Annotated in this window: 23 protein-coding genes; 14 read left to right on the top strand and 9 right to left on the bottom strand. The window is 68.4% G+C overall.

The window, feature by feature from the left end:
* The first annotated feature begins 7 nt into the window (after positions 1-7).
* Complete coding sequence (locus IU476_RS06790; protein WP_324193908.1) at positions 8-2062, top strand: thioredoxin domain-containing protein; 2055 nt, start codon at positions 8-10, stop codon at positions 2060-2062.
* 193 nt (positions 2063-2255) lie between these two features.
* The gene (locus tag IU476_RS06785; protein ID WP_324193907.1) at positions 2256-2855 is read left to right on the top strand and encodes an LGFP repeat-containing protein; all 600 of its coding nucleotides are present in this window, start codon (positions 2256-2258) and stop codon (positions 2853-2855) included.
* Positions 2856-2868: 13 nt separating this feature from the next.
* Here IU476_RS06785 and IU476_RS06780 read toward each other — a convergent pair whose 3' ends face one another.
* Entirely contained in the window at positions 2869-4443 is a 1575-nt protein-coding gene (locus tag IU476_RS06780) for an adenylate/guanylate cyclase domain-containing protein (RefSeq protein ID WP_195097856.1), read from the bottom strand.
* Between the two features lie 211 nt (positions 4444-4654).
* Positions 4655-5356 carry a PAQR family membrane homeostasis protein TrhA gene (gene trhA / locus IU476_RS06775; RefSeq protein ID WP_438943979.1) on the bottom strand — a complete coding sequence of 234 codons (702 nt, stop codon included), beginning with the start codon at positions 5354-5356 and terminating at the stop codon, positions 4655-4657.
* A gap of 44 nt (positions 5357-5400) precedes the next feature.
* On the opposite strand from trhA, the gene IU476_RS06770 reads away from it, so the two are divergent.
* Both IU476_RS06770 and IU476_RS06765 read left to right on the top strand, forming a co-directional pair.
* Positions 5401-6261, top strand: coding sequence for an isoprenyl transferase (locus IU476_RS06770; protein WP_228823307.1), 861 nt, complete (start codon positions 5401-5403; stop codon positions 6259-6261).
* A gap of 118 nt (positions 6262-6379) precedes the next feature.
* Positions 6380-6985, top strand: a complete 606-nt coding sequence (locus IU476_RS06765) for a hypothetical protein (protein WP_195097853.1) — start codon at positions 6380-6382, stop codon at positions 6983-6985.
* A 1-nt stretch (position 6986) separates the two neighbouring features.
* Here the strand turns inward: IU476_RS06765 and coaA are convergent, their stop codons facing one another.
* Positions 6987-7919: a type I pantothenate kinase gene (gene coaA / locus IU476_RS06760; RefSeq protein WP_195097851.1), complete on the bottom strand. Its 933-nt coding sequence runs from the start codon at positions 7917-7919 to the stop codon at positions 6987-6989.
* 196 nt (positions 7920-8115) lie between these two features.
* On the opposite strand from coaA, the gene IU476_RS06755 reads away from it, so the two are divergent.
* From IU476_RS06755 to IU476_RS06735, 5 genes are all read left to right on the top strand, one after another.
* Complete coding sequence (locus IU476_RS06755) at positions 8116-9315, top strand: DUF885 domain-containing protein (RefSeq protein ID WP_195097849.1); 1200 nt, start codon at positions 8116-8118, stop codon at positions 9313-9315.
* Positions 9316-9714: 399 nt separating this feature from the next.
* Positions 9715-11013 (top strand): serine hydroxymethyltransferase, encoded by a 1299-nt coding sequence (glyA, locus tag IU476_RS06750; protein ID WP_195097847.1) that lies wholly within the window; start codon positions 9715-9717, stop codon positions 11011-11013.
* Positions 11014-11640: 627 nt separating this feature from the next.
* Complete coding sequence (locus IU476_RS06745; RefSeq protein WP_195097845.1) at positions 11641-11970, top strand: hypothetical protein; 330 nt, start codon at positions 11641-11643, stop codon at positions 11968-11970.
* Complete coding sequence (locus tag IU476_RS06740; RefSeq protein ID WP_195097843.1) at positions 11948-12481, top strand: DUF6879 family protein; 534 nt, start codon at positions 11948-11950, stop codon at positions 12479-12481. Before IU476_RS06745 ends, IU476_RS06740 begins: the two co-directional genes overlap by 23 nt.
* Complete coding sequence (locus IU476_RS06735) at positions 12481-13332, top strand: helix-turn-helix domain-containing protein (RefSeq protein WP_195097842.1); 852 nt, start codon at positions 12481-12483, stop codon at positions 13330-13332. Before IU476_RS06740 ends, IU476_RS06735 begins: the two co-directional genes overlap by 1 nt.
* Before the next feature lie 55 nt (positions 13333-13387).
* On the opposite strand, the gene IU476_RS06730 is transcribed toward IU476_RS06735, so the two are convergent.
* A complete protein-coding gene (locus tag IU476_RS06730; protein WP_228823304.1) occupies positions 13388-14140 on the bottom strand; it encodes an MBL fold metallo-hydrolase in 753 nt (250 codons plus the stop codon).
* A 69-nt stretch (positions 14141-14209) separates the two neighbouring features.
* Between IU476_RS06730 and IU476_RS06725 the strand changes: the two genes are divergently transcribed.
* Entirely contained in the window at positions 14210-14824 is a 615-nt protein-coding gene (locus tag IU476_RS06725) for a TetR/AcrR family transcriptional regulator (protein ID WP_195097841.1), read from the top strand.
* A gap of 12 nt (positions 14825-14836) precedes the next feature.
* Here IU476_RS06725 and IU476_RS06720 read toward each other — a convergent pair whose 3' ends face one another.
* Complete coding sequence (locus IU476_RS06720; RefSeq protein WP_195097840.1) at positions 14837-15829, bottom strand: LLM class F420-dependent oxidoreductase; 993 nt, start codon at positions 15827-15829, stop codon at positions 14837-14839.
* 141 nt (positions 15830-15970) lie between these two features.
* Positions 15971-16243 (bottom strand): hypothetical protein, encoded by a 273-nt coding sequence (locus tag IU476_RS06715; RefSeq protein WP_195097839.1) that lies wholly within the window; start codon positions 16241-16243, stop codon positions 15971-15973.
* A 710-nt stretch (positions 16244-16953) separates the two neighbouring features.
* Here IU476_RS06715 and phoH2 point away from each other — a divergent pair.
* From phoH2 to IU476_RS06700, 3 genes are all read left to right on the top strand, one after another.
* Positions 16954-18246: an RNA 5'-3' helicase PhoH2 gene (gene phoH2, locus IU476_RS06710; protein WP_228823360.1), complete on the top strand. Its 1293-nt coding sequence runs from the start codon at positions 16954-16956 to the stop codon at positions 18244-18246.
* A gap of 182 nt (positions 18247-18428) precedes the next feature.
* The gene (locus IU476_RS06705; RefSeq protein WP_195097837.1) at positions 18429-18995 is read left to right on the top strand and encodes an LGFP repeat-containing protein; all 567 of its coding nucleotides are present in this window, start codon (positions 18429-18431) and stop codon (positions 18993-18995) included.
* A 118-nt stretch (positions 18996-19113) separates the two neighbouring features.
* Positions 19114-19971 (top strand): acyl-ACP desaturase, encoded by an 858-nt coding sequence (locus IU476_RS06700; RefSeq protein WP_324193906.1) that lies wholly within the window; start codon positions 19114-19116, stop codon positions 19969-19971.
* A gap of 162 nt (positions 19972-20133) precedes the next feature.
* Here IU476_RS06700 and IU476_RS06695 read toward each other — a convergent pair whose 3' ends face one another.
* Together IU476_RS06695 and IU476_RS06690 are read right to left on the bottom strand one after the other, a co-directional pair.
* The gene (locus tag IU476_RS06695; RefSeq protein ID WP_195097835.1) at positions 20134-20574 is read right to left on the bottom strand and encodes a limonene-1,2-epoxide hydrolase family protein; all 441 of its coding nucleotides are present in this window, start codon (positions 20572-20574) and stop codon (positions 20134-20136) included.
* Positions 20575-20639: 65 nt separating this feature from the next.
* Positions 20640-21362, bottom strand: a complete 723-nt coding sequence (locus tag IU476_RS06690) for a TetR/AcrR family transcriptional regulator (protein WP_195097833.1) — start codon at positions 21360-21362, stop codon at positions 20640-20642.
* 108 nt (positions 21363-21470) lie between these two features.
* On the opposite strand from IU476_RS06690, the gene IU476_RS06685 reads away from it, so the two are divergent.
* Complete coding sequence (locus IU476_RS06685; protein WP_195097830.1) at positions 21471-22673, top strand: FAD-dependent monooxygenase; 1203 nt, start codon at positions 21471-21473, stop codon at positions 22671-22673.
* Between the two features lie 35 nt (positions 22674-22708).
* Here IU476_RS06685 and IU476_RS06680 read toward each other — a convergent pair whose 3' ends face one another.
* The gene (locus IU476_RS06680; RefSeq protein ID WP_267466400.1) at positions 22709-24118 is read right to left on the bottom strand and encodes a class II fumarate hydratase; all 1410 of its coding nucleotides are present in this window, start codon (positions 24116-24118) and stop codon (positions 22709-22711) included.
* Between the last annotated feature and the right edge of the window lie 21 nt (positions 24119-24139).

Genomic DNA, 24139 nt, shown 5'->3' with positions numbered 1-24139 from the left:
TGGGGGTGTGAATCGACTGGGCAGTGCTACCTCGCCGTATTTGCGTCAGCATGCCGGGAATCCGGTGGATTGGCGGGAGTGGGGTGGGGAGGCGCTGGCGGAGGCGGGGGAGCGGGATGTGCCGGTGTTGTTGTCGGTGGGGTATGCCTCGTGTCACTGGTGTCACGTGATGGCGCACGAGTCGTTCGAGGATGCGGCGACTGCGGCGGTGATGAACGAGAACTTCGTGTGTGTGAAGGTGGATCGGGAGGAGCGGCCCGATATCGACGCGGTGTACATGACCGCGACGGTGGCTATGACGGGGCAGGGCGGGTGGCCGATGACCTGTTTCCTGACGCCTAGTGGGGAGCCGTTCTATTGCGGGACCTACTACCCGAAGACGCCGCGTGGGGGGATGCCGTCGTTCACGCAGTTGTTGACGGCGGTGAGCGAGACCTGGCGGAATCGGCGGGACGAGGTGGAACAGGCCGCGGGGCAGGTGGCGCAGGCGCTGCGGGAGCAGGCCGACGGGCTGCCGGGGAGCGAGCTGGCGGTCGGGCCCGAGCTGTTGCAGCACGCGGTGGCCGCGGTGCTGCGCGACGTCGACACGCAGTACGCGGGATTTGGTGGGGCGCCGAAGTTTCCGCCGTCGGCGCTGCTGGAGGGGTTGCTGCGGCATCACGAGCGCACCGGTGACGAACAGGCGCTGGAAGTGGTCTCGCTGACCGCCGCCGCGATGGCGCGTGGCGGCATCTACGACCAGCTGCGCGGCGGGTTCGCCCGGTATTCGGTCGACGCCGCCTGGGTGGTACCGCATTTCGAGAAGATGCTCTACGACAACGCCCAATTGCTGCGCGCCTACGCCCATCTCGCTCGACGCCCGGTGAACGGCCTTGCGCGGCAGCACCTTCCGTTGCGCATCGCGGCGGAGACGGCGCAGTTCCTGCTCGACGATCTCGGGACCGAGCACGGCGGCTTCGCCTCCGCGCTGGACGCCGACACCCACGTGGAGCCCGGCGCGCCCGGCGTCGAGGGCGCCACCTACGTCTGGACCCCGGCGCAGCTGACCGAGGTGCTCGGCGCGGACGACGGCGCTTGGGCCGCAGAGGTTTTCGGCATCACCGAGGCGGGCAACTTCGAGCACGGCACCTCGGTGCCGACCCGGTACGCCGACCCGGACGACGCCGAGCGTTTCGAGCGCGTGCGGACCCGGCTGCGCGCGGCCCGCGACCGCCGCCCGCAACCCGAGCGCGACGACAAGGTGGTGACCGCCTGGAACGGCATGGCGATCACCGCGCTGGCCGAGGCGGGCGCGGCGCTGGGCCGGCCGGAATGGGTCGAGGCCGCCGACCGCTGCGCGCGATTCCTGTTGTCGCAGCACCTGATCGAGGGCCGGCTGGTGCGGGCGTCGCTGGGCGGCGCGGCGGGGACGGCCGCCGGCGTCCTGGAGGACTACGCCTGGCTGGCCACCGGCCTGCTCGCCCTGCACCAGGCCACCGCCGACCCCGACTGGCTCGAGCACGCGCGCCGCTTGGTCGACACGGCCGTCGACCATTTCGCCGACCCGGCCGCGCCGGGCACCTGGTTCGACACCGCCGACGACGCGGAGACGCTGGTGAGCCGCCCGCGCGATCCGCTCGACGGCGCCACGCCTGCGGGCGCGTCGGCCTTCGCCGAGGCACTGCTGACGGCTTCGGTGCTCGCCGACTCCAGCCGCGCGGCCCGCTACCGCGAACTGGCCGAGCAGACCTTGCAGCGCGGCGCGATCGTGCTGGCCCGCGCCCCGCGCTCGGGCGGGCACTGGCTCGCCGTGGCCGAGGCGGCGGTGCGCGGGCCGATCCAGGTCGCGATCTCGCTGCCGAACGGCGTCGACCCCGATACCGCCGAGCTGACCCTGATCGCCCGCCGCTCGGCGCCCGGCGGGGCCGCCGTGGTGGCGGGCGCGCCGAACTCGGTGCCGTTGCTGGCCGATCGCCAGCCTGTCGCGGGACGGGCCGCCGCGTACGTCTGCCGGGGTTCGGTCTGCGACCTCCCGGTCGCGGATCCGAGCGAACTCGAGGCGTCTTTGGTCTCGGACCGGTAACGATTCACGCGCCGCGGTCGATGATGATCATGTCCGGGGTCGCCGCTGACCTTCCGGAATGCCGGTCATAGCGGATTCGCATGGACTTCGGTGCGGGTGTGTCGTGGCGCTTGCCGCGGGAAGTCGCTCGGTGCAGGATGTCCGGGTCGGCAGCAACTGTCAGGCAAGCATTACTCAGGCCCAGGGAGTACTCGTGAGACTGCCACGTCGAATCCGTTCCGCCCGCCCGTCCGGTTACCGGCCGCTCGCCGTCGCGACGGCCGCGGCCGCCGTGATGCTGACCGCGTCCGTCGGCGCCGCGGAGGCCAGGCCGATCGGCGCCTTCGAGGTCGGCGGCGCGATCGAGGCCGAGTACGACCGGGCCGGCGGGTTCGCCGTCTTCGGCAATCCGGTCTCACCCGAGTCCGACGCGGGCGGCGGAGGCAAGTTCCAGGCCTTCGAGCGCAACAACTCGATCTACTGGTCGGTGGGCACCGACGCGCACGCCGTCGGCGGACTGATCCGGGACAAGTGGGGCGCGCTCGGCTGGGAGAACGGCGCACTGGGCTACCCGGTCACCGACGAGCAGAAGGCGGGCAAGGACGGTCAGGGCCGCTACAACCTGTTCAACGGCGGCTCGGTCTACTGGTCCGCCAAGACCGGCGCGCACGCGGTGTGGGGCGCCATCCGCGACACCTGGTTCACCGAGGTCGCCGAGAAGGGCCGCTACGGCTACCCGACCAGCGACGAATACGACTACCAGGGCGGCAAGGCACAGGACTTCCAGGGCGGCCGCATCACCTGGAAGCCCTGAGCGGGCACGCGATCTAGGTCAGCTGTTCGGGTGTCGGTTCGATGCCCGCGGTATCCGCTTGTTCGCCCGCGTCCGAGCCGTTCGCCTTCGACGCACCTCGGTGCGCGGCGGGCACCGGTACATCCGTCCAGCAGGAGGTGGGCTCCGCGCGGCCGCGGAGGTGGATGGTCTCGTAGTGCGCCCACCGGGCGCGCTCCTCGGCGGTGGCGGCGTCGATGACCGCCTGCGACACCAGGATTCGGCGGTCGACGCGCTTGGCCTCGGTGGTCAGGCGGGAGGCCTCGTTGACCGCGTCGCCGATCACGGTGAACTCCAGGCGGGTGTCGGTGCCGACGTCGCCGGCGAACACCATGCCGCGGGCGACCCCGATGCCGATGTCCAGCTCGCCCGCCGCGGCCACCTCGTCGCGGATCCGCCGGGCCGCGCGCAAGGCGGGAGTAGCGTTGTCGCGCAAGGCGATCGGCGCGCCGAACACGCACAGCGCCGCATCGCCCTCGAACTTGTTGACCAGCCCGCCGTTGTCCTCGGTGGCCGACACCACGATCGACAGCAGCCGGTTCAGCTTGGCCACGAACTCGCTGGGCTCCAGCCCGGTGGACAGCGCCACCGAGCCCACCACATCGACGAACAGCGCGGTCACCGGCCGGATGTCGCCGGTGAGATCGAGCCCGCCGGCCAGCGCGCGCTCGGCCACCTCGGTGCCGACGTGCCGGCCGAACACCGCCCGCATCCGCTCCCGTTCGGACAGGTTGGCGGCCAGCTCGTTCACCGAGTGCTCCAGCCGTCCGATCTCGCTGGCGCTGCCGACCGGCACCCGCACGTCCAGCTCGCCGCGCGCGATGCGGTCCAGTGCCCGGCGCAATGCCCGCATCGGCGCGGCGACCGCGCGCGCGAGCGTGGCCGTGGACAGCGCGCCCACCCCGAGCCCGACCACGGACATGTAGACGGCGGTGCGAATCCGGTCCTCGGCCGTCGCCACCGGATCCGCCAGCACCGTGATCAACATCAGTAACGGCATGGCCCCGGCCACCGCCCACGACACCACGACCCGGTTCAGCACCGTGGAACTCCAGTGCATCGTGCCGCCGAGCACCGTGGAGACGATCGGAATCGTCGGCCGGATCAGCCGGTCGACGATGAGGAAGGTGAACCCGGCCGATTCGAACGCGCCCAGCGTGAACATCGCGCCGATCACCGCGATCGCCCGCGACGGGATCACCTGCGCGAAGATGGCCGTCGCGATGACCACGCCCGGCAGCCAGATGGCCAACGCGCGCAGCGTGATCGCCATGGGCAGGTTCAGCAGCCGCCGTGCCTCCGCGGCACCCGGTTTCCGCCCCTGATCCAGCCAGCCGAAATAGAAGAATCGGTCGCGTACGGCGAGGATGATCCCGGCCACCGCGCCGATCGCCGGATAGATCGAGGCCTGCGTCAGCGCGCTCACCCAGTCCGGACCGAGCCGGCCCAGGAATCCGCTGAGCGACAGTTCGGTGAGGATGACTCCCAGGCCGCCGAGATTGCAGGCCATCACGACGAACGACAGCCCCCAGCGCGCGCGCAGCGCGAGCAGGATCAGCCGATTGATCATGGCGAGAGAACGGCCGCGAGCACGCGAGTCGGCGGCAGAGCTGCCGCGGACCCGCGAGTTGGCGGCGGAGTGGCCGCGGACGCGCGAGCCGGCGGCGGAGCGGCCGTGCGCAGGCGGGATTGTTCGGAGAACACGAAGCAGGAGCATAGAACCCGGACCGTGACCGCCGTTGCGTTCCGGCCGATCTTGTCGGCTGCGTCACGGCCCGGGGTCAGCCCAGGACCACCAGCCACACCGCGACGTAGTGGCACAGCGCCGCCAGAACCGTTGCGGCGTGGAAGAACTCGTGATGGCCGAAGGTATCCGGCCAGGGATTGGGCCACTTGGTGGCGTAGAGGATGGCGCCGCCGCTGTAGGCCAGACCGCCGACGAGCAGCAGCACCATCGGCGCGACGCCGACATTGTGGGTGAGCGTCGCCGCCACCGGCACCACGGCCCAGCCCAGCAGCAGATACAGCGGCACCCCGACCCAGCGCGGCGCGGTCGGCCACAGCAGCTTCAGCGCGACGCCCGCCAGCGCGCCCGCCCAGACCACGACCAGCAGTGTGAGCCCGGTGTTCGTGGGCAGCCCCAACAGCGCGAACGGCGTGTAACTGCCCGCGATGAACAGGAAGATCATCGAATGGTCGGCCCGCTTCATGTGGATGCGCGAGCGTTCCGTGCGCCAGGTGACCCGGTGATACACGGCGCTGACGCCGAACACCCCGCACACGGTCAGCCCGTACACCAGGGTCGACCAGCCCGCGGTCGCCGACACCGTCGCCGCGGTCGCGGTCAGCGCGATCACCGCCACCGCCGCGATCGCCACCGCGTAGGTGTGGATCCACCCCCGCAGGCGCGGCTTGAGCGGCAGGTTCCGCAGCTCTTTCAGGGCACCGAGCACCGGATCGGCCGGTTGTGCCGTCTCCGCCACTTAATTACCTCCTCAGTAACCTACGGTTCCGTAGGTTGGCGTCGATGTCACTGTACCGGGTGTGCGCGGAGCTTGTTCAGGCCGAAAACGCGGTGCGGTGGGACAGCGGCGTAGGGTGGCTGTTCGTGGAACTTGCTAGTCGGGTGCGTGGCCTGCCGTATCGCATCTACGAGGCGCGGCTGTCGAAACAGCTGGCGGGCAAACAACATCCGCGGCACGTGGCGGTCGTCTGCGACGGCAACCGCCGGTGGGCGCGGGAGAACGGTTTCACCGACGTCAGCCACGGCCACCGGGTCGGTGCGCTGCGGATCGCCGAACTGGTCGGCTGGTGTCAGGCCGAGGGCATCGAGATGGTGACGGTGTACCTGCTGTCCACCGAGAACCTCAGCCGCGGGGCGGACGAGCTGGAGACGCTGTTCGAGGTGATCCCGGACGTGGTCGAGGAGCTGTCGGCGCCGGAGCGGAACTGGAGCGTCCGCATCGTCGGCTCGCTCGAGGGCCTGCCCGACGACATCGCGCGGCGCATGGAGAAGGCCGCCGCGGAGACGCACGGTCGCAGCGGCGTGCACGTCAACGTGGCGATCGGCTACGGCGGCCGCCAGGAGATCGCCGACGCGGTGCGCTCGCTGGTGCGCCAGGAGATGGCCGCGGGGGAGACGGGCGAGGACCTGGTGCAGTCCATCACGGTCAACGCGATCGGCCAGCATCTGTACACCTCCGGGCAGCCCGATCCGGACCTGGTCATCCGGACCTCCGGCGAGCAGCGGCTGTCCGGCTTCCTGCTGTGGCAGAGCGCGTACTCGGAGATCTGGTTCACCGAGGCCTACTGGCCGGAATTCCGGCGGGTGGACTTCCTGCGCGCGCTGCGCGAGTACGCGGCGCGACATCGCCGCTACGGAATCTGAGCGGCGCGGTCACGACGCCGCAAACGGGCTGTGCCGCAGGGGTGGAAATCGAGCACAGCTCTGTTGCATTGCATGATCACCGGGTTGCCGGGCCCGCCGCTCGCGTACCGTCGCGACCATGAGCGAGATCCGGGCCGGGCAGGGCAGCGCGGTCGTCGCGAGCGGTGCGCCGGCGACCTACCTCAGCTACGAGGAATTCGGGCGCCGCTTCCTGGAGTACGCCGCGTCGGAGCAGCGCATCGCGGGCGCGTTCGGCCAATTGACCGGCGCCGCTTTCGATTTCGGGCCGATCGGGGTCGGTCCGGGGCGGCTGGCCAAGGTGTCGGCGCAGGTGCGGCTGGGGGAGCCGAAGCTGACGCGGGAGGTGGACGGGCACATCCGCTTCGAGGTGGCCATCCCGCTGAGCGTCGACCTGCTGCTCGATCTGGCCGTGGACCGGCACCGGTTCCAGGTCGAGGGCTACGTGCACGTCCATCTGACCGTCCGCACCGCCGAGCCGCTGCGGGTGCTCATCGATATCGCGGAGCCGCGCACCGGTGACGTGCGGATCAATGTCGCCACGGCGACGCGACGCGGGCAACTGCTGCGCATCCTGGCCAGCGTCGACCACGAGATCCGCCGTTTCGTGGCCCGGTATATCGCCAAGGAGATTCGCAAACCGCACATCGCGGCGGTGCGCGACATCGATGTCGCGGCCCGGCTCGACGACGCGTGGAAGGTCTGAACTACAACTTGCGCAGCCGGATCCGGTTGATGGTGTGGTCGGAATCCTTGCGCAGCACCAAGGTGGCGCGCGGGCGGGTGGGCAGGATGTTCTCCACCAGATTGGGCCGGTTGGTGGCGTTCCAGATCTCCTGCGCGGCGATCGTGGCCTCCCGGTCGGAGAACTTGGCGTAGTGGTGGAAGTGTGATTTCGGATCGGCGAACGCGGTTTTGCGCAGCGACAGAAAGCGATTCACGTACCAGGTTTCGATGTCCTCGATGCGCGCGTCGACATAGATGGAGAAATCGAACAGGTCCGACACCATCAGTCGGGGGCCGGTCTGCAGGACGTTGAGGCCCTCCATGATGAGAATGTCGGGCTGCCGCACACAATGGAAATCGCCGGGCACGATGTCGTACAAGATGTGCGAATACATCGGTGCGCACACCTCGGCCGCACCGGATTTCACCTCGGTGACGAAACGCAGCAATTTGCGGCGGTCGTAGCTTTCCGGGAAACCTTTGCGGTGCATGATCCCGCGGCGGGTGAGTTCGGCTGTGGGATAGAGGAATCCGTCGGTCGTGACGAGGTCGACCCGGGGGTGGTGTTCCCACCGCGCGAGCAGCGCCTGCAGGACGCGGGCGGTGGTGGATTTGCCCACCGCGACGCTGCCGGCGATGCCGATGACGAAGGGGACCTGGTGGTCGGGATGGGTTTCGCCGAGGAAGGTGGCGGTCGCGGCGAACAGTCGCTGGCGGGCGGCGACCTGCAGGTGGATCAGTCGCGCGAGGGGCAGGTAGACCTCCGCGACCTCCTCGAGGTCGATCTGCTCACCGAGACCGCGCAGACCGACCAGCTCTTCCTCGGTCAGTACCAGGGGAGTCGATTTCCGCAGCGTGCGCCACTGTTTCCGGTCGAATTCCACATACGGACTCGGCTCGCTCATCCGCGCCACTTACCCACGTCCTCGACTCGGTAAACACGGCACTTCGGATGAGTTCTCACAGGTGCCGTCGCCGGCGCGGTGAGAACCGGTCCACTGTCCTCGCATAGGCGAATTGTCCTCCGGGGCAACGGACCGCCGTACGCGGGGTGTTCCTACTCGCCGGTAACATCGCGTGATGTTTCTCTCGCCGATAAGGTCGACGGTCATGCAGGCGCATCCGCTCGTGACCGAATACCTGCGACTGGGGCTGGCATTCGACCGGCTCGAGTCGGGGTTCGTCGATGCCTACACCGGAGATCCCGCACTGCGGCGCGCGGTGGAGAACGCGCCCGCGCCGGAACCGCGCGAGCTGGCCACGCGCGCGGCCGCATTGCGCAAAGAGCTGCCCGAGTCGGGGTTGCCGGCCGAGCGCACCGAATTCCTCGACGTGCATCTGCGGGCGCTGGAATGCTCCGGCCGCAAGTTCGCCGGTGACCGGATCTCCTTCATCGACGAGGTGCACGCCTATTTCGACGTGCGGATCGCGCCGGGCGACGTCGAGGACTACCGCGAGGCGCACCGGCAGATGGACGAGGTGCTGGCCGGTGACGGCCCGCTGACCGAGCGGGTCGCCGCCCACCGCCGGGCCGACGAGATCCCGCCCGACCGGTTGCGCGAGTGCGTGGCCGCGTTCTCCGGGGCGTTGCGGGAACTCGTGCGCGACCGCTATCCGCTGCCCGACCACGAGACCGTGGAGTACGAGGTGGTCGGCGACAAGCCGTGGTCCGGCTTCAACTACTACCTGGGCAACTACCGGTCGCGGGTGGCGATCAACTCCGACCTGAAACAGCACATGGCGCATCTGCCCGCGCTGATCGCGCACGAGGCCTACCCGGGGCACCACACCGAGCACTGCCGCAAGGAGGCGGGGCTGGTGGCGGCCGGTCAGGACGAGCAGACACTGTTCGTGGTGAACACGCCGCAGTGCCTGATGGCGGAGGGGCTGGCCGATCTGGCGCTGAAGTCGATCGTCGGCCCCGGTTGGGGGCGCTGGGCGCAGGAGATCTACGCCGATCTCGGGCTGCGCTTCGACGGCGAACGCGCGGAACGCCTTTCGGCCGCCTCGGCGAATCTGCTGAGCGTGCGGCAGGACGCGGCGCTGCTGCTGCACGACCAGGGCCGCGGCCCCGACGAGGTCGCCGAATTCCTGCAGCGCTGGAGCCTGACCACGCCGGAACGGGCCCGCCAGTCGCTGCGCTTCCTGTCCTCGCCGCTGTGGCGGGCCTACATCAGCACCTACGTCGAGGGCTACCGCCTGCTCGGCGGCTGGCTGGACGCCGCCCCCGACCCCGACGAGCGCGCCGACCGCTTCCGCCGCCTCCTCGACGAACCACTGACGCCAGGCGCGGTGCGCCGAATGGCGTAGTAGGTAGGCCCGCGCCGTACGCCGAATTGGTGGCGGTAGGTAAGCCCGCGCCTGCGCTGAGTCGGTAGCGGTGGCCAAGCTCACGCCGTGCGCCGGGTGGGGTAGCGCCCGCCGCACCAGGATCGGGCGTTGCGGTCGTGGCCCTCGCTACACCGGGACCGGGCAGCCCGCGTCGGCGCAGAAGAGCACCGCGAGGAACAGCAGGAGTTGCTGGAACAGGTTCGGGTCGGTCGAGTTCATGGCGACACCTCGAAAATCGAACTGGTGCAAGACAATCCATGCGACATGTCGGTGCCGTCCACGATACCGCCGCGGCGCGCGCCGCGAGCCGGTTCGGGGCGGTCGCCGTTACCGGGAGCACCGTTCGAGGGCAGGAGACCCGGCACTTAGACTGTGGTCGTGACCCAGACGACCGCCGCCTCTGTCAACTCCCAGTCTCTCGCCGAGCTCGACCCCGAGCTGGCCACCGCGATGGCCGGTGAGCTGGCCCGCGAGCGCGACACCCTCGAGATGATCGCCTCGGAGAACTTCGTGCCGCGCGCGGTGCTGCAGGCGCAGGGCAGCGTGCTCACCAACAAGTACGCCGAGGGTTACCCGGGCCGGCGCTACTACGGCGGTTGCGAGCACGTCGACGTGGTGGAGAACCTGGCGCGCGAGCGGGTCAAGGCGCTGTTCGGCGCGGAGTTCGCCAACGTGCAGCCGCACTCCGGCGCGCAGGCCAACGCCGCGGTGCTGATGTCGCTGATGAACCCGGGCGAGCGGCTGCTGGGTCTGGATCTGGCGCACGGCGGTCACCTCACGCACGGCATGCGGCTGAACTTCTCCGGCAAGCTCTACGAGGTGCACGCCTACGGGGTCAGCAAGGACGACCACCGCATCGACATGGACGAGGTGCGCAAGCAGGCCCGCGAGGTGCGGCCGCGGGTGATCGTGGCGGGCTGGTCGGCCTACCCCCGGCACCTGGATTTCGCCGCCTTCCGCGAGATCGCCGACGAGGTGGACGCCTACCTGTGGGTGGACATGGCGCACTTCGCCGGTCTGGTCGCCGCCGGGCTGCACCCCTCGCCGGTGCCGCACGCGGACGTGGTGTCCTCGACCGTGCACAAGACGCTGGGCGGCCCCCGGTCGGGTGTCATCCTCGCCAAGCAGGACTACGCCAAGAAGCTCAACAGCGCGGTGTTCCCCGGCCAGCAGGGCGGCCCGCTGATGCACGCGATCGCCGCCAAGGCCGTGGCCTTCAAGATCGCCGGAACCGAGGAGTTCAAGCAGCGCCAGGAGCGCACCCTCACCGGCGCGAAGCTGCTCGCCGAGCGGCTGACCGCCGCCGACGTTTCGCAGCAGGGCGTCACGGTGCTGACCGGCGGCACCGACGTGCACCTGGTCCTGGTGGACCTGCGCAACTCGGTGCTGGACGGCCAGCAGGGCGAGGACCTGCTGCACGAGATCGGAATCACGGTGAACCGCAACGCCGTTCCGTTCGACCCGCGCCCGCCGATGGTCACCTCGGGCCTGCGCATCGGCACCGCCGCCCTGGCCACCCGCGGCTTCGGCGACACCGAGTTCACCGAGGTCGCCGACATCATCGCCACGGCTCTGAAGGGCGGCGCCGACCTGGACGCGCTGCGCGCCCGCGTCGCCAAGCTGGCCCAGGAGTTCCCGCTCTACGAGGGCCTGGAGGACTGGCGCCTGCTCGGCTGAGCCCGTAACGGGCTGAGCCCCAAGGGTTCCGAAGACAGCATGGCCCGTCGATGCCTGAGTGCATCGACGGGCCATGCTCGTACCACCTCGAGGGTGCGGACCGCCCTTACTTTCCGCCTTCCCTTTCCACCCGCTCACGAATCTCCCGCACCGACCTGCCCCTCGGCGTCCGCTGCGGCCAGAACACCGCAATCACGAAGACCCCCAACGGTATTCCGATAGCGATAACCAGGCCGACATGCCAGCCGAGCACATTCATGAGGCCTCGCATTCCGCGCTCCCGCCATCCTGGGCCTCACCGACACAACACTCCAGATACACCCCGGGCCCATCCTCGGCCGACTCACCTTCATAGGCGCGAACCTCCAGCACGCCCCCAGGAAACTCGAACAACCGTGTGCGCCACTCCATCTCGTCCCCTCATCGCCGTCGGTACGGCAATCGACCGGTCCGACTCCGCCGGTTCCGGATGCCGCCTACGACGCTATGTGGCCGAATACCACCAGGGCGACAAGCTTGCAGATACTTGCGGACATTGATGAAATCGAGCGCAACCCGCATGGATCTGCGAGATGATGTTCTTGTTGTCCGCAAGCATCCGCAAGTACCCGAAGAAGGGAAGTCGTCATGAATCTGAAGTTCCTCGGCAGTGGAGGATCGGACAGGAATGGGTGCCCTACGCTGTATGTCAACGACGAGGGTTACGTCGTCCAGGCATGGCGGACGGATCATGCGGGCACCGTTGAACTTCCGCATCTGCTTCTCGGTTTCTTGGAGCCGGATACGTTCATAGCCGCACGGCTGACCGATACGGGCCGAGGTACGTTCACCCTGACGGGTGTACCCGTCACCGACCGTGAGACGCTGGCGCAGATGGTGATCGCAGAGGACGAAACGGCTGTCGAAGTACCGAAGGCTGAGAGGACTTACTACGGTGGAGTTTCGCGGGATCGATGATTGGATTCGGCCCTTCCTCGCGTGTCGACACTCGGCTTTCCATATGGAAGTTCGCGATTCTTACGCGGAACCCTCGGAGTCGGTGGCCCTGCGGCGTTTCCTGAATGACGAGCCGCCACCCGAGTACGACAAGAGCGATTGGATCGGGCTGATTCGGGATATGACCGATCGAGGTGTCGGAGTCAGTCGTATCCGAGTAGTCACTGTGCCGCACAGCGGTTACCAGCGCTGGCTGTTGTCTGTTACGGGCGAGAACGTCGATGCCGGCGAAGATATTCGGTACGTCCCACGCCATACGGTTACGCCGGAAATCGTGCCGTCCGACGATTGGTGGCTGTTCGACGAGAGGACGGTGGTGTTCAATCTGCAGGATGCAGATGGTCGACCGGCGGGTACGGGAACGACAACGGATCCCGGAATCGTCGCATATTGCCGAGAGGTCAGAGCGAGCCTCTGGCCCTTCGCGATACCTTACCGCGAGTACTACGAACGTCCGGTGACCGCACGATAGTGACGAACTCGGCTCAGGAAGGCAGGGAAGCCCTCGGCCTGCGGCTCCGGGAGATACGAAGAAATGCCGGTGTCACAGGCCGAGACCTCGCTGCCCGCGCAGGATGGCACGAATCCAAGGTATCGCGTATAGAGCACGGAAAAGCGCGTCCGTCGAGCGACGATATTCGTGCGTACTGCCGACATTGCGGCGCCGGCGAAGAGCTACCGGAGTTGCTGGCCACACTCCACGCGGTCGACTCGGCGTACCTGGAGTGGCGGCGTGTGCTGGGCGGGGGGATCAAACGGGCGCAACAGCTCGTAATGAAGAACGAGGCCGCAGCGCAATTCATCAGAAATTATGAGCCTCAGGTGATTCCCGGGCTGCTGCAGACCGCAGAATATGCGGAAGCGAAGCTCCGAAGTGTCATTGATTTCTACAACCTTCCCCACGATCTGGACAGCGGCGTATCGAAGCGCATGGAACGTCAGCAAATCCTGTACCAGCGTGGGCGCAGATTTCATTTTTTGATCAGCGAGAAATCCTTGTACGGTACCGTGGGAGACGACAGTGTGATGCTCGGGCAGCTCGATCGGCTATTTTCGATAATAGGAATGCCGAGAGTTGCGCTGGGTATCGTACCCCTCACTGCCGAGACCGTTGTATCCGTCGAAAATTTCATGATGTTCGACAACCGCATGGTGAAGGTCGAGGGGCATACGGCCGAACTTACCGTCACGCAACCGAGAGAAATCGCGCTCTACGGGCGCGCTTTCGACGTCCTGGCAGACCAATCCGTGACAGGAGAGAAAGCACGGGGGCTGATCCGGGCGGCGATGGATATTCGGCGCGGCTCGGACAATCAGGGATAGAGCCTGTTCGACTGAGCCGCACCGGAGCCCGAAAGTCGGTGGATGTGTCAGGGGCTCAAGGGGATACGGTGAGGGATTCGCCGGTGGGCAGCACGTGGACCGCTGTGTCGGGTGCGAGCGTGGCCGCGGCGTCGCGATACAGATCGGGGCGGTTGCGGACGGTCTTGATCATCAACCGGTCACCCACGGGCCCGCCCGTGAACGCGTAGTGGATGGGAACGGCCAGGCGGGGGTGTAGCACGCCGGTGAACTCGGCCGCCTCCTCGGCATCCATCACCTCCTGGCGGTTGAGCAGGGGGCGCACGCGCAGCCCGTTGATGGGCAGCAGCGCCAGGTCTACCTCGGGGAAGCGCTGCGCGATCTCGTCGAGTTCGCCGATGCGGCGGGTGTCGGCGCCGAAATACGCGGTGTGCCCGTCCATCCGCAGGACGAAGGTGACCTCGGGCACGCCGTGACTGGCCGGCGCGGCCGTCACCTCGACCGGCCCGAGATGCGTTCGCTGCCACGGCTTCAGCTCGACCACGTTCCGGAAACCGGCCGAACGCACCTGTGCGGCAAGACCTTCGGCGACCGCGAACGGCACCGACCGGTCGGGGTAGCTCGCCAGCGCCGCGAGGTCGCAGTGGTCGTAGTGTCCGTGGCTGATCACGATGCCGGCCAGTTCGGGCAGGTCGGCGGCGGTGGCCACGCTGCGCGGCTCCCCGTGCCGGTAGAAGGCGCGTTCGGAGAGCCAGGGATCGGTGAGGATGCGGGCGCCGCCGAAGTCCAGCAGGACGCTGGCGTGCACGACGCGGGTGACGGTGAGCATGGCGATTCCTAAGAAGACAGGCGTCTACTGATGGGTGTCAGTAGACGCCTGTCTTGTTATCCTGTCAAGGTGTCGGAATCAGCCCGCGAAACCGCCTCGAACCGCCGCCGGAATCGGCGCGGCGAGGGGGAACGACTACGGTCCGAACTCGTCGACGCCGCCAGTGGGCTGCTGGAGACGCTCGACGGTCAGGACGCGTTGTCGCTGCGCGCCGTCGCCCGTGCCGCGGGCGTGGCGCCGCAGAGCGTGTACCTGCATTTCGCGGACCGGCGCGAACTGCTGACAGCGGTGTACCGGCTGCGGTTCGCCGAACTGCATGCCGCGCTCACGGCGGCGAGCGCGGGCAGTACTGATGCCGCACAACGACTTTCGGCGATCTGCCGGGCGTATGTCGACTACGGTCTGCGGCATCCCGGGCACTACCGGGTGCTGTTCGGCACGGCCGGCACCCCGGGCTGGGAACCCACGGCCGAGCAGTTGCCCGGGCTGTCCACCTTCGGCCTGCTGGTCGACGCGGCGGCCGCTGCCGGCAGCGCGGACCCACGGGCCACGGCTACCTGCCTGTGGGCGGCGCTGCACGGCTTGGTCACGTTGCGGCAGGACCGCCCCAGCTTCCCGTGGCAGGAACCGGAGACCCTGGTCGATGTCCTGGTGAACGCCCATCTCGCCGCGGCGCGAGCGTGATCGGCGCGGACGTCAGCCTTTGCGCACCAGCGGGCCGAGCGTCTTCCCGGCCAGCTCCAGCACGCCGGGCTCGTGCCCGTTGGCGACCATGTTGACGATGACGCCGTCCACGCCGTGGTCGAGGACCCGGCGCTGGATCTGCTCGGCCACGTCGTCCGGGTCGCCGACGAACTGGCGGCGGCCCAGGGTTTCGCGCAGCTCGTCGACCGACGGGCCGGACGGGTCCTGCGCGGCCTGCTTTCGCAGCAGCTCGTCCTGCAGCTTGCGGGCGCGGTCGCCGTCCTCGTCGACGATCAGGAACGCCAGGAAACTGGTCTCCAGCGTTTCCGGGTCGCGGCCGGCCTCCGCGCAGCGCTGCCGCAACGCCTCGATCTTGGCGGGCAGCTCGGGGGCGTCGCAGATGATGTTGAGGTGGTCGGCGAAGCGGGCGGCCAGCGCGAAGGTCTTCTTCTCGCCGCCCCCGCCGAGCAGGATCGGCAGGTCGTCGCGGACGCGCGGCTCGTTGAGGGCCTCGCGGGTGTGGTACCACTCGCCGTCGAAGGTGGGGCGCTCCCCGCGCAGCATCGGCTGGATGATCTGCAGCGCCTCGTCCAGCCGCCGGAAGCGGTCGGTGAAGGTGCCGAACTCGTAGCCGTAGCCGATGTGCTCGAGTTCGAACCAGCCCGCGCCGATCCCGAGCACCGCGCGCCCGCCGCTGACCACGTCCAGAGTGGTGACGGTCTTGGCCAGCAGCGCGGGATTGCGATAGGTGTTCCCGGTGACCAACGTGGACAACTGGATTCGCTCGGTGGCGGTGGCCAGCGCGCCGAGCGCGGTGTAGGCCTCCAGCATCGGTTCCTCCGGCGCGCCGAGCACCGGCAGTTGATAGAAGTGGTCCATCACGAACGCGGCGTCGAAGCCGGCTGCTTCCGCCGCGCGGGCCTGCGCGATCACCGACGGGAACAGCTCGCGCGGCGAGGCGGCGTGACTGAAGTTCGGCATCTGGTACCCGAGGCGAATGCTCATCAGGCGGCAACCTTCCACTGGTGACGGGCGGGTAGGTGAATGCTCACGAACGCGAAGCTACCGGGACGGCGTGGGTTGAGACAGGGAGCGATGTGCCCTTGCTGTCGGCGTCGCGCGGGTGTATTGCCCGGTCGCTCGGACTCAGTCGTGCTCGGCCAGGTACTCGATGTACAGCGGGCGCAGCACGTCGGCGATCTTGCCCTCGCCGGCGTGCACGTAGTCGTCGAGCATCGGCAGCACGTACTTGATGTCGGCCTCGCTCTCGCCGATGTCGCCGGTGGCGGCCTCGGCGGCGGGGATCTGTTCGAGCAGGCGCCACAGGAACCGGATGTCGCCGTGCCGGACGGCGTACTTCACGGCCCGGTCGTGCAGCTCCTTCGACGACAGCTGCTCCAGTTGCTCAACATCGGCCATGGGTCGACTCTATCCGCTGACGCGGCGTGGGGTCCGGCATCCGGGCCGTGGTTGTGCTCCCATGGGAGCCATGGCGCAGCAACCGGAGCGCGGTTCTCGCGTGCAACGCGGCCACGACCGGCCCGGATCCGGCGACGGCATCCGGGTGCTCGTGGACCGGCTGTGACCGCGCGGCGTCAGCAAACAGCAGGCATGAGTCGCCGAGTCGGCGAAGAATGTGAAAGCGGCCCGGAGTCCGGCGCGCAGTCGGGTATTGGTTACGTTGTAGCTATTGACCCGCTAACCATTCCGTCCCGAGTGGAGTCGGCCCGGAAATGAGATGTGTTTCATAGCATGACCTTTCGCCCTTCTGGGTATACAGGCGGCGCGTTAACGACATATTCACCGACACGCCTGCGATCTCGGGAGCCGGAATCGCGGATCGGCAGTAACGTCGGATGTGCGGGCCGCGGCGGTGTGGCTCGTACGGGAGGTCCTGATCGTGACTGAGCAATTCAGTGCGAGGGGGCCGGCGCCCGGCCCTCGGGTCCTTTGACCCCAGGGCGGACCGGCCCAGCGAGAACGTTCGTACGGGTGCTGTACGAACAACAAAGGAGCCCACCGTGACTGATGCACGCTCCGTCATCGCTCCCTCGGCGAAAGCCCGCTCTGTTCAGAGCGCACGCTCCGGAAAGGGAGCACCCGCCTCGCAGACCACCCGGACAACCGGGTTGAAAACCTTCGTCATCGACACCTCCGTCCTGTTATCGGATCCCTGGGCCATCACGCGTTTCGGCGAGCACCACGTGGTGCTGCCGCTGGTGGTGATCAGCGAACTCGAAGGCAAGCGGCATCATCACGAACTCGGCTGGTTCGCGCGGGAATCCCTGCGCATGCTCGACGACCTGCGAGTGGTGCACGGCCGGCTGGACGAGCAGGTCCCGATCGGCACCGAGGGCGGCACCCTCCAGGTGGAGTTGAACCACACCGATCCGGAGGTGCTGCCGGTCGGGTTCCGCACCGACAGCAACGATTCCCGCATCCTCGCCTGCGCGCTCAATCTGGCCGCCGAGGGCCGTTCGGTCACCCTGGTGTCCAAGGACATCCCGATGCGGGTGAAGGCGAGTTCGGTGGGCTTGCACGCCGACGAGTACCACGCGCAGGACGTGATCACCTCGGGCTGGACCGGCATGGCCGAACTCGAGGTCGCTCCCGAGTCCGTCGACCGGCTCTACGCCGAGAGCGTCATCGATCTCGACGAGGTCCGGGACCTGCCCTGTCACACCGGGATCCGGCTGTTGGGCGCCAACGGCAGCGCACTGGCCCGGGTGACGCCGGACAAGCGGTTGCAATTGGTGCGCGGCGACCGCGAGGCGTTCGGGCTGCACGGCCGCTCCGCCGAGCAGCGCATCGCGCTGGATCTGCTGCTCGACGAGAGCGTGGGCATCGTGTCGCTGGGCGGCAAGGCCGGCACCGGCAAATCGGCGCTGGCGCTGACCGCGGGCCTGGAGGCGGTGCTGGAGCGGCGCTCGCAGCGCAAGGTGGTGGTCTTCCGCCCGCTGTACGCGGTCGGCGGCCAGGAGCTGGGTTACCTGCCGGGGTCCGAGAGCGAGAAGATGGGCCCGTGGGCGCAGGCGGTGTTCGACACCCTCGACGGCCTGGCCAGCCCGGAGGTCATGGAGGAGGTGCTCGCGCGCGGCATGCTGGAGGTGTTGCCGCTGACCCACATCCGGGGCCGCTCGCTGCACGACTCGTTCGTGATCGTGGACGAGGCGCAGTCGCTGGAGCGCAACGTCCTGCTGACGGTGCTGAGCCGGTTGGGCAGCGGTTCGCGGGTGGTGCTCACCCACGATGTCGCCCAGCGGGACAACCTGCGCGTCGGCCGGCACGACGGCGTGGCGGCGGTGATCGAGAAGCTCAAGGGACACCCGCTTTTCGCGCACGTCACCCTGACTCGCAGCGAGCGTTCGCCGATCGCCGCGCTGGTCACCGAGATGCTGGAGGAGTACGGACCGAACGCGTAGGTCAGCAAATCGCTGGTATGTGTTTCACCTCACAGGCTTACGGGTATATTTCCACGGGATACCTGTTCGGCGTTGGTTTCGGGTCTTGCTCTTCGATTCGCCGGACCATAGCCGAATAAACGGCCTGAGTTGCCGGTGGCGTCGTAGTGACGCCACCGGCAACCATTTTCGAGAGGATGGACATGCACCACTTCGCTCGACGTTCGGCTGCCTGCACCATGACGATCGCCGCCGCGGCCCTGCTGTTCACGGGCTGCAGCAACGACGACGACAACAACGATTCGAGTAGTTCCGCCTCGGCCACCACCTCCCTGTCCGCGGCCACCACCACGCCCGGCTCCAGCTCGGAGCACGAGACGGGCACCCAGAGCGGCGCGGCGACCGAGACCAAGATCGCCACCCAGAACGGCGAATTCGCGGTCGCCGGACCGGTTCTCGCCAAGTACACCGAGATGGGCGGGCCCACCGGCACGCTCGGCGAGCCCACCGGCGCGGCCGTGAGCGGCCCCGACGGCGGCTCGTGCCAGGAGTTCACCGCCGGCCTGATCTGCTCGAGCGAGAAGACCGGGTCGCACGTGGTGTGGGGCGACATCCGCCAGGAGTGGGAGAACAGCGGCGGCGTGAACAGCAAGCTCGGCTACCCGACCACCGACGAGAAGGACATCGCCGGCGGCAAGGAGAGCGATTTCACCGGCGGCACCATCAGCTGGAACGCCTCCGACCGCAAGACCACGGTGACCGAGAAGTAACGTTCGAGCACCGCCCGGCCCCGGAAACGTCCCAACGTCTCCGGGGCCGTTGCTGTGGATTGTCTGCGTGTTCGGCGTAGCTTTCCCATTCGCCGGGCGGACTCGGTAGGTTGTCGGGGTGCAAACTCTGTTGACCGATCGCGAGTTGCTGGAATCGCTCGCGGCGGAGGTGGAAGAGAATCTGCGTCGGCACACGGCCGCGGCCGAGGGTTGGCAGCCGCACGACTACGTGCCCTGGGACGACGGCCGCAACTTCGCCTTCCTCGGCGGAAACGACTGGGCGCCGGAGCAATCCGAGCTGAGCGAGGTGGCGCGGGTGGCCCTGACCGTCGGCGTGCTGATCGCCGACAACCTGCCCTCCTACCACCGCGAGCTCGGCAAGTACCTGCGCACCGGCCCCTGGTGGCGCTGGGTCGGCCGGTGGACGGCCGAGGAGAATCGGCACGAGATCCTGATCCGCAACTACCTGATGGTGTCGCGCTCGGTCGACCCGGTCGAGCTGGAGCGGATGCGGATGACGCATATGACCACCGGCTTCCGGCGCCCGGCGCTGCACCTGCTGGACGTGCTGGCCGCCAACGCCTTCGAGGAGGCGGCCGCCGCGATCCGGCACCGCAACACCGCCGCGCTGCGGGAGAATCCGCTCGTGACCGCGATCAGCGAGCGGCTCGCCGCCGACGACGAGTTGCAGTCGGTGTTCTTCGCCAACCTCGTCGCCGCCGCCCTCGACCTGGTGCCGGACCAGACCGTGCGGGCCATCGCCGACCAGGTCGCTGCCTTCCGCATCCCCGAGGTGCCGCTGTCCGACGGCCGCAACAGCACCGAGGTTCTGGCCGCGGCGGGCGTCTACGACCCGGCCCGGGAAGGCGAGCTGGTCTTCGCCCCGCTGCTGGAGCGGTGGAACATCTTCTCCCGCACCGATTTCGGTACCGAGGGCGAGGCGGCCCGCGCCGAACTGGAGCACCTGCGCCGCTGAGACAGGACGTTCGTCGAAGCGTCGGTGTCGAAAGCGCCGACGCTCGGTGACAGCTGCCGCGGCGAGGTCGGCGTGTGTCGCACCCGGCGCTCCGCTTCCGGGGCCCGAGTGCTGAGGCCCGCCCCACGCGGGTGGGTGCCGGTGTCCGGGGCGGGCGGGGGCTCAGCGGCGGACGGCGCGCCAGAGGCCGACGGCGGTGCCGCGCAGGAAGTCCTCCCAGGAGAAGTGGTCGTGCCACAGGGTGATGCGGCCGTCCACGATCTCGAAGGTGCCGCACACCCAGAAGCCGATCTCGACCGGCCCGGCGCGCAGGTAGTCGGTGCGCTCGGTGAGCACCGTGCTGCCCTCCGCGGCGGGGGAGCCGTTGGATTCGGCGGCGATGTGGTGCATGTCGACGCGGAAGCCGAACGCCGGGCGGTCCAACCCGCGCAGCAGCCCCCCGACGCGACCGGCGCCGCGGACGTCGGGCAGCGAGGTGTTCTTCCAGACGATGTCGGGGTCGACGAGGTCCAGTGCCTCGTCCACCGCACCCACCTCCAGCGCCGCGAAGAATTCGCGCACCGTGGTGATCGCATCCTGCTGTAATTCGGGTAGCTCGGACATGGTCCGACTCTAAGCGCCACAGGGGTCGTCGGGCCATGTTCCGGCCCCTGTTTCGGACATCGGCTTCAGTGCGCGCGGCTGGCCATCAGGGCGGCGAGGCCGTCGAGGATGCGGTCGATGCCGTAGGCGAGCGCGTTATCGCGGGCCGATTCGGGGCCGGTCGCCTGCTCGGCGAAGGCCGCGACCACCTCCGGATAGCGGTCGGCGTGCGCCGCCATGACCGTGGCGATCTCCGCGCCGAGGCGGGATTCCAGGTCCTCGTCGGCCGCGCGCGTCACCTGGACCAGGCCGCGGGCGTGGCCGAGCAGCAGCACGACCGTATCGAGGCGTTCCGGACCGGTCAGGCCAGATCCGGACAGTCCCGTCAGCGCGCTCTCCAGCCAGCCGATCTCGTTGGGGCCCATCGGGCGAATGCCGCCGGCCAACTCGAGCGACCAGGGGTGGGCGCGCATCCGGTCGAAGACGGTCTCGGTCCACATCCGTAGGTGATCGCGCCAGGCATCGGGATGCGGCAATGGTGTCGGCGCACTCGGCGGCGGCGTGCCCAGCGCCGTATCCAGCATCAGCGCGGTGAGTTCGGCCTTACCCGGCACATAGCGGTACAGCGCCATCTTCGCGCAGCCCAGCCGCTCGGCCAGCCGCTGCATCGACAGGTTGGCCAGGCCCTCCGCATCGGCCAGGCCCACCGCCTCGGCGACGATCCGCTCCAGCGTCAGGGAGGGTTTGGGCCCGCGCTTGGGCCGTTGCGGGGCGCCCCACAGCAGTTCGAGGGTGGTCGGTGCCGACATGCTCCTCATCCTTCCCGAAAGAACGACTTGACGTGAATCTGCGTCCAGCATACGCTGATAAACATCAACAGCGTCCGTCGGACGCAGTTAACTCGAGGAGTTATCGCCATGCGCAACACCACCGTTCTCGTCTCGGGCGCCAGCGTCGCCGGCCCGGCTCTCGCCTACTGGCTGCACCGCTACGGCTTCCGGGTCACGGTCGTCGAGAAGGCTCCGGGCCTGCGCCCGGGCGGCCAGGCCATCGACTTCACCGGCGAGACCCATATGACCGTGCTCGAGCGGATGGGCGATGTGCTCGACGACATCCGGCGGAGGCAGACGGGCAAGACCGACTGGGTCATGGTCGACGAGGACGGCCGCGAAAAGGCCGTGCTGCCGGGCGATTTCATCGGCGGGGATATCGAGATCCTGCGCGGCGACCTGGCCGAGGTGCTCTACCAGCGGACCGCCGGCGAGTGCGAATACCTCTTCGGCGATACGGTCACCGCGCTGACCGAGACCGCCGACGGCGTGCACGTGGAGTTCGAGCACGCCCCGGCCCGCACCTTCGATCTGGTCGTCGGCTGCGACGGCATCCATTCGCGGGTGCGGCGGCTGGCCTTCGGGCCGGAGCAGGATTTCGTCCGGCACTCGGGGTACTACTACGCGATCGCGGGCGCCTCCCACTGGGAGGATATGCCGGAGGGTCAGCGGGAGCGGGCGCGCTCGCTCGGCTGCAACGCCCCGGGACTACTCGCGATGACCGGCGGTTCGAAGGCCGCCCAGCTGTACATGTTCGCGTCGCCGGAACTGAATTACGGGCGCGACGACATCGACGCCCAGCGGCGCATCGTGGCGGAGAAGTTCGCCGGTATGGGCTGGGAGGTGCCGCGCATGCTGGCCGAACTGCCCGGCCTGGACGGCTTCTACCTCGACTCGATCAGCAAGGTCTCGATGAAGCATTTCGTGCGGGGCCGGATTGCGCTCGTCGGCGATTCCGCCTACGGTCACACGCTCGCCGGATTCGGCACCGGGCTGGCGGTCGTCGGCGCCTATGTCCTCGCCGGCGAGCTGGCGCTGGCCGACGGCGACCACGTCATGGCATTCGAGCGCTACGAGGACATCATGAAGCGCTACTCCCGCAAGACCGACGACGCGAGCCCGGGCCGTTTCCTCGCCCCCAAACGGGGATACGGGATCCACCTTCGCAACTGGTTCCTGAAATCGCGTGGTTTCGACATGATGCTGAAGTATGCCGATTCCGCCAAGAACGATATCGAGCTGCAGGATTATCCGAGCCGGATCGCCGCCGAACGTCCTACGTCCCGCTGACCGGCGATTTCTGCGCTCATCGCAGTGGGCCTCGGCTATTGATTCTCGCCGTCCACTTTCGCCATCGACAGCACATCCAGCCGCCGATCCAATTCGGCTTCGGACAATTTCTCGCCGATGAGCCCGCGATCGATGACGGTCTGCCGAATCGTCTTGTGTTCCTTCAGCGCTTCCTTCGCCACCGCGGCCGCCTCCTCGTAACCGATCGCGGAATTCAGCGGAGTGACGATGGAGGGCGAGGATTCGGCGAGCCGGCGCAGCCGCTCGGTATCCGCGGTCAAGCCGGCGACGCACTTGTCGGCGAACAGCCGGGACACATTGGCCAGCAGGCGAATCGACTCCAGGACGTTGCGGGCCATCATCGGGATGTAGACGTTCAGTTCGAAGGCGCCGTTGCCGCCGCCCCACGCGGTCGCCGCGTCGTTGCCGATCACCTGCGCGGCCACCTGTGTGACCGCCTCGGGCAGCACCGGATTCACCTTGCCGGGCATGATCGAGGAGCCCGGCTGCAGGTCCGGCAGCTGGATTTCGCCGAGGCCGGTCAGCGGGCCCGAACCCATCCAGCGAATGTCGTTGGCGATTTTGGTGAGGCTGATGGCGACCGTGCGCAGCGCGCCCGACAGTTCCACCAGGCCGTCGCGGGCGGCCTGCGCCTCGAAATGGTCCTGGGCCTCCGACAATTCGTCGAGCCCCGTCGACTTGCGCAGTTCCGCAACGACTTTCGCGCCGAATCCGGCGGGCGCGTTGAGTCCGGTGCCGACCGCGGTGCCGCCGATCGGCAGTTCGCCCAGCCGGGGCAGCGTCGCGATCAGGCGTTCCATGCCGGCCTGCACCTGGTGGGTGTAGCCGCCGAACTCCTGGCCCAGCGTCACCGGCACCGCGTCCATCAGGTGGGTGCGGCCGGACTTGACCACCGTGCGCCACTCGGCCGACTTGTCCAGCAGGCGCAGCCGCAGGTGCTCGAGCGCGGGGATCAGGTCGCGCACGACGGCCTCGGTGGCGGCCAGGTGCGTGGCGGTGGGGAAGGTGTCGTTGGACGACTGCGACATGTTCACGTCGTCGTTGGGGTGCACGGTCACCCCGCTGCCGGCGGCCAGACTCGCGATGACCTCGTTGGCGTTCATGTTGGAGCTGGTGCCCGAACCGGTCTGGAACACATCGATCGGGAACTGGTCGTCGTGGCGGCCCTCGGCGATCTCGGACGCGGCCGCGACGATGGCGTCGGCCTTGGTCGCGTCGAGCAGCCCCAGGTCCCTGTTCACCGTCGCGCAGGCCGCCTTCAGCAGCCCGAGGGCGCGGATCTGGGCGCGCTCGAGACCGCGGCCGCTGATCGGGAAGTTCTCGACGGCCCGCTGGGTCTGCGCGCGCCACAGCGCGTTCACCGGCACGCGGACCTCGCCCATGGTGTCGTGTTCGATGCGATAGTTGGTATCTGCGCTGGTCAAGAGCCTTTTCCTCCATCTGGC

This window comes from Nocardia blacklockiae (genome assembly GCF_015477355.1).
GTDB lineage: Bacteria > Actinomycetota > Actinomycetes > Mycobacteriales > Mycobacteriaceae > Nocardia > Nocardia blacklockiae.
Note: the sequence above shows the minus strand (reverse complement) of the source record. Positions and strands in the feature narration are given on the sequence as shown.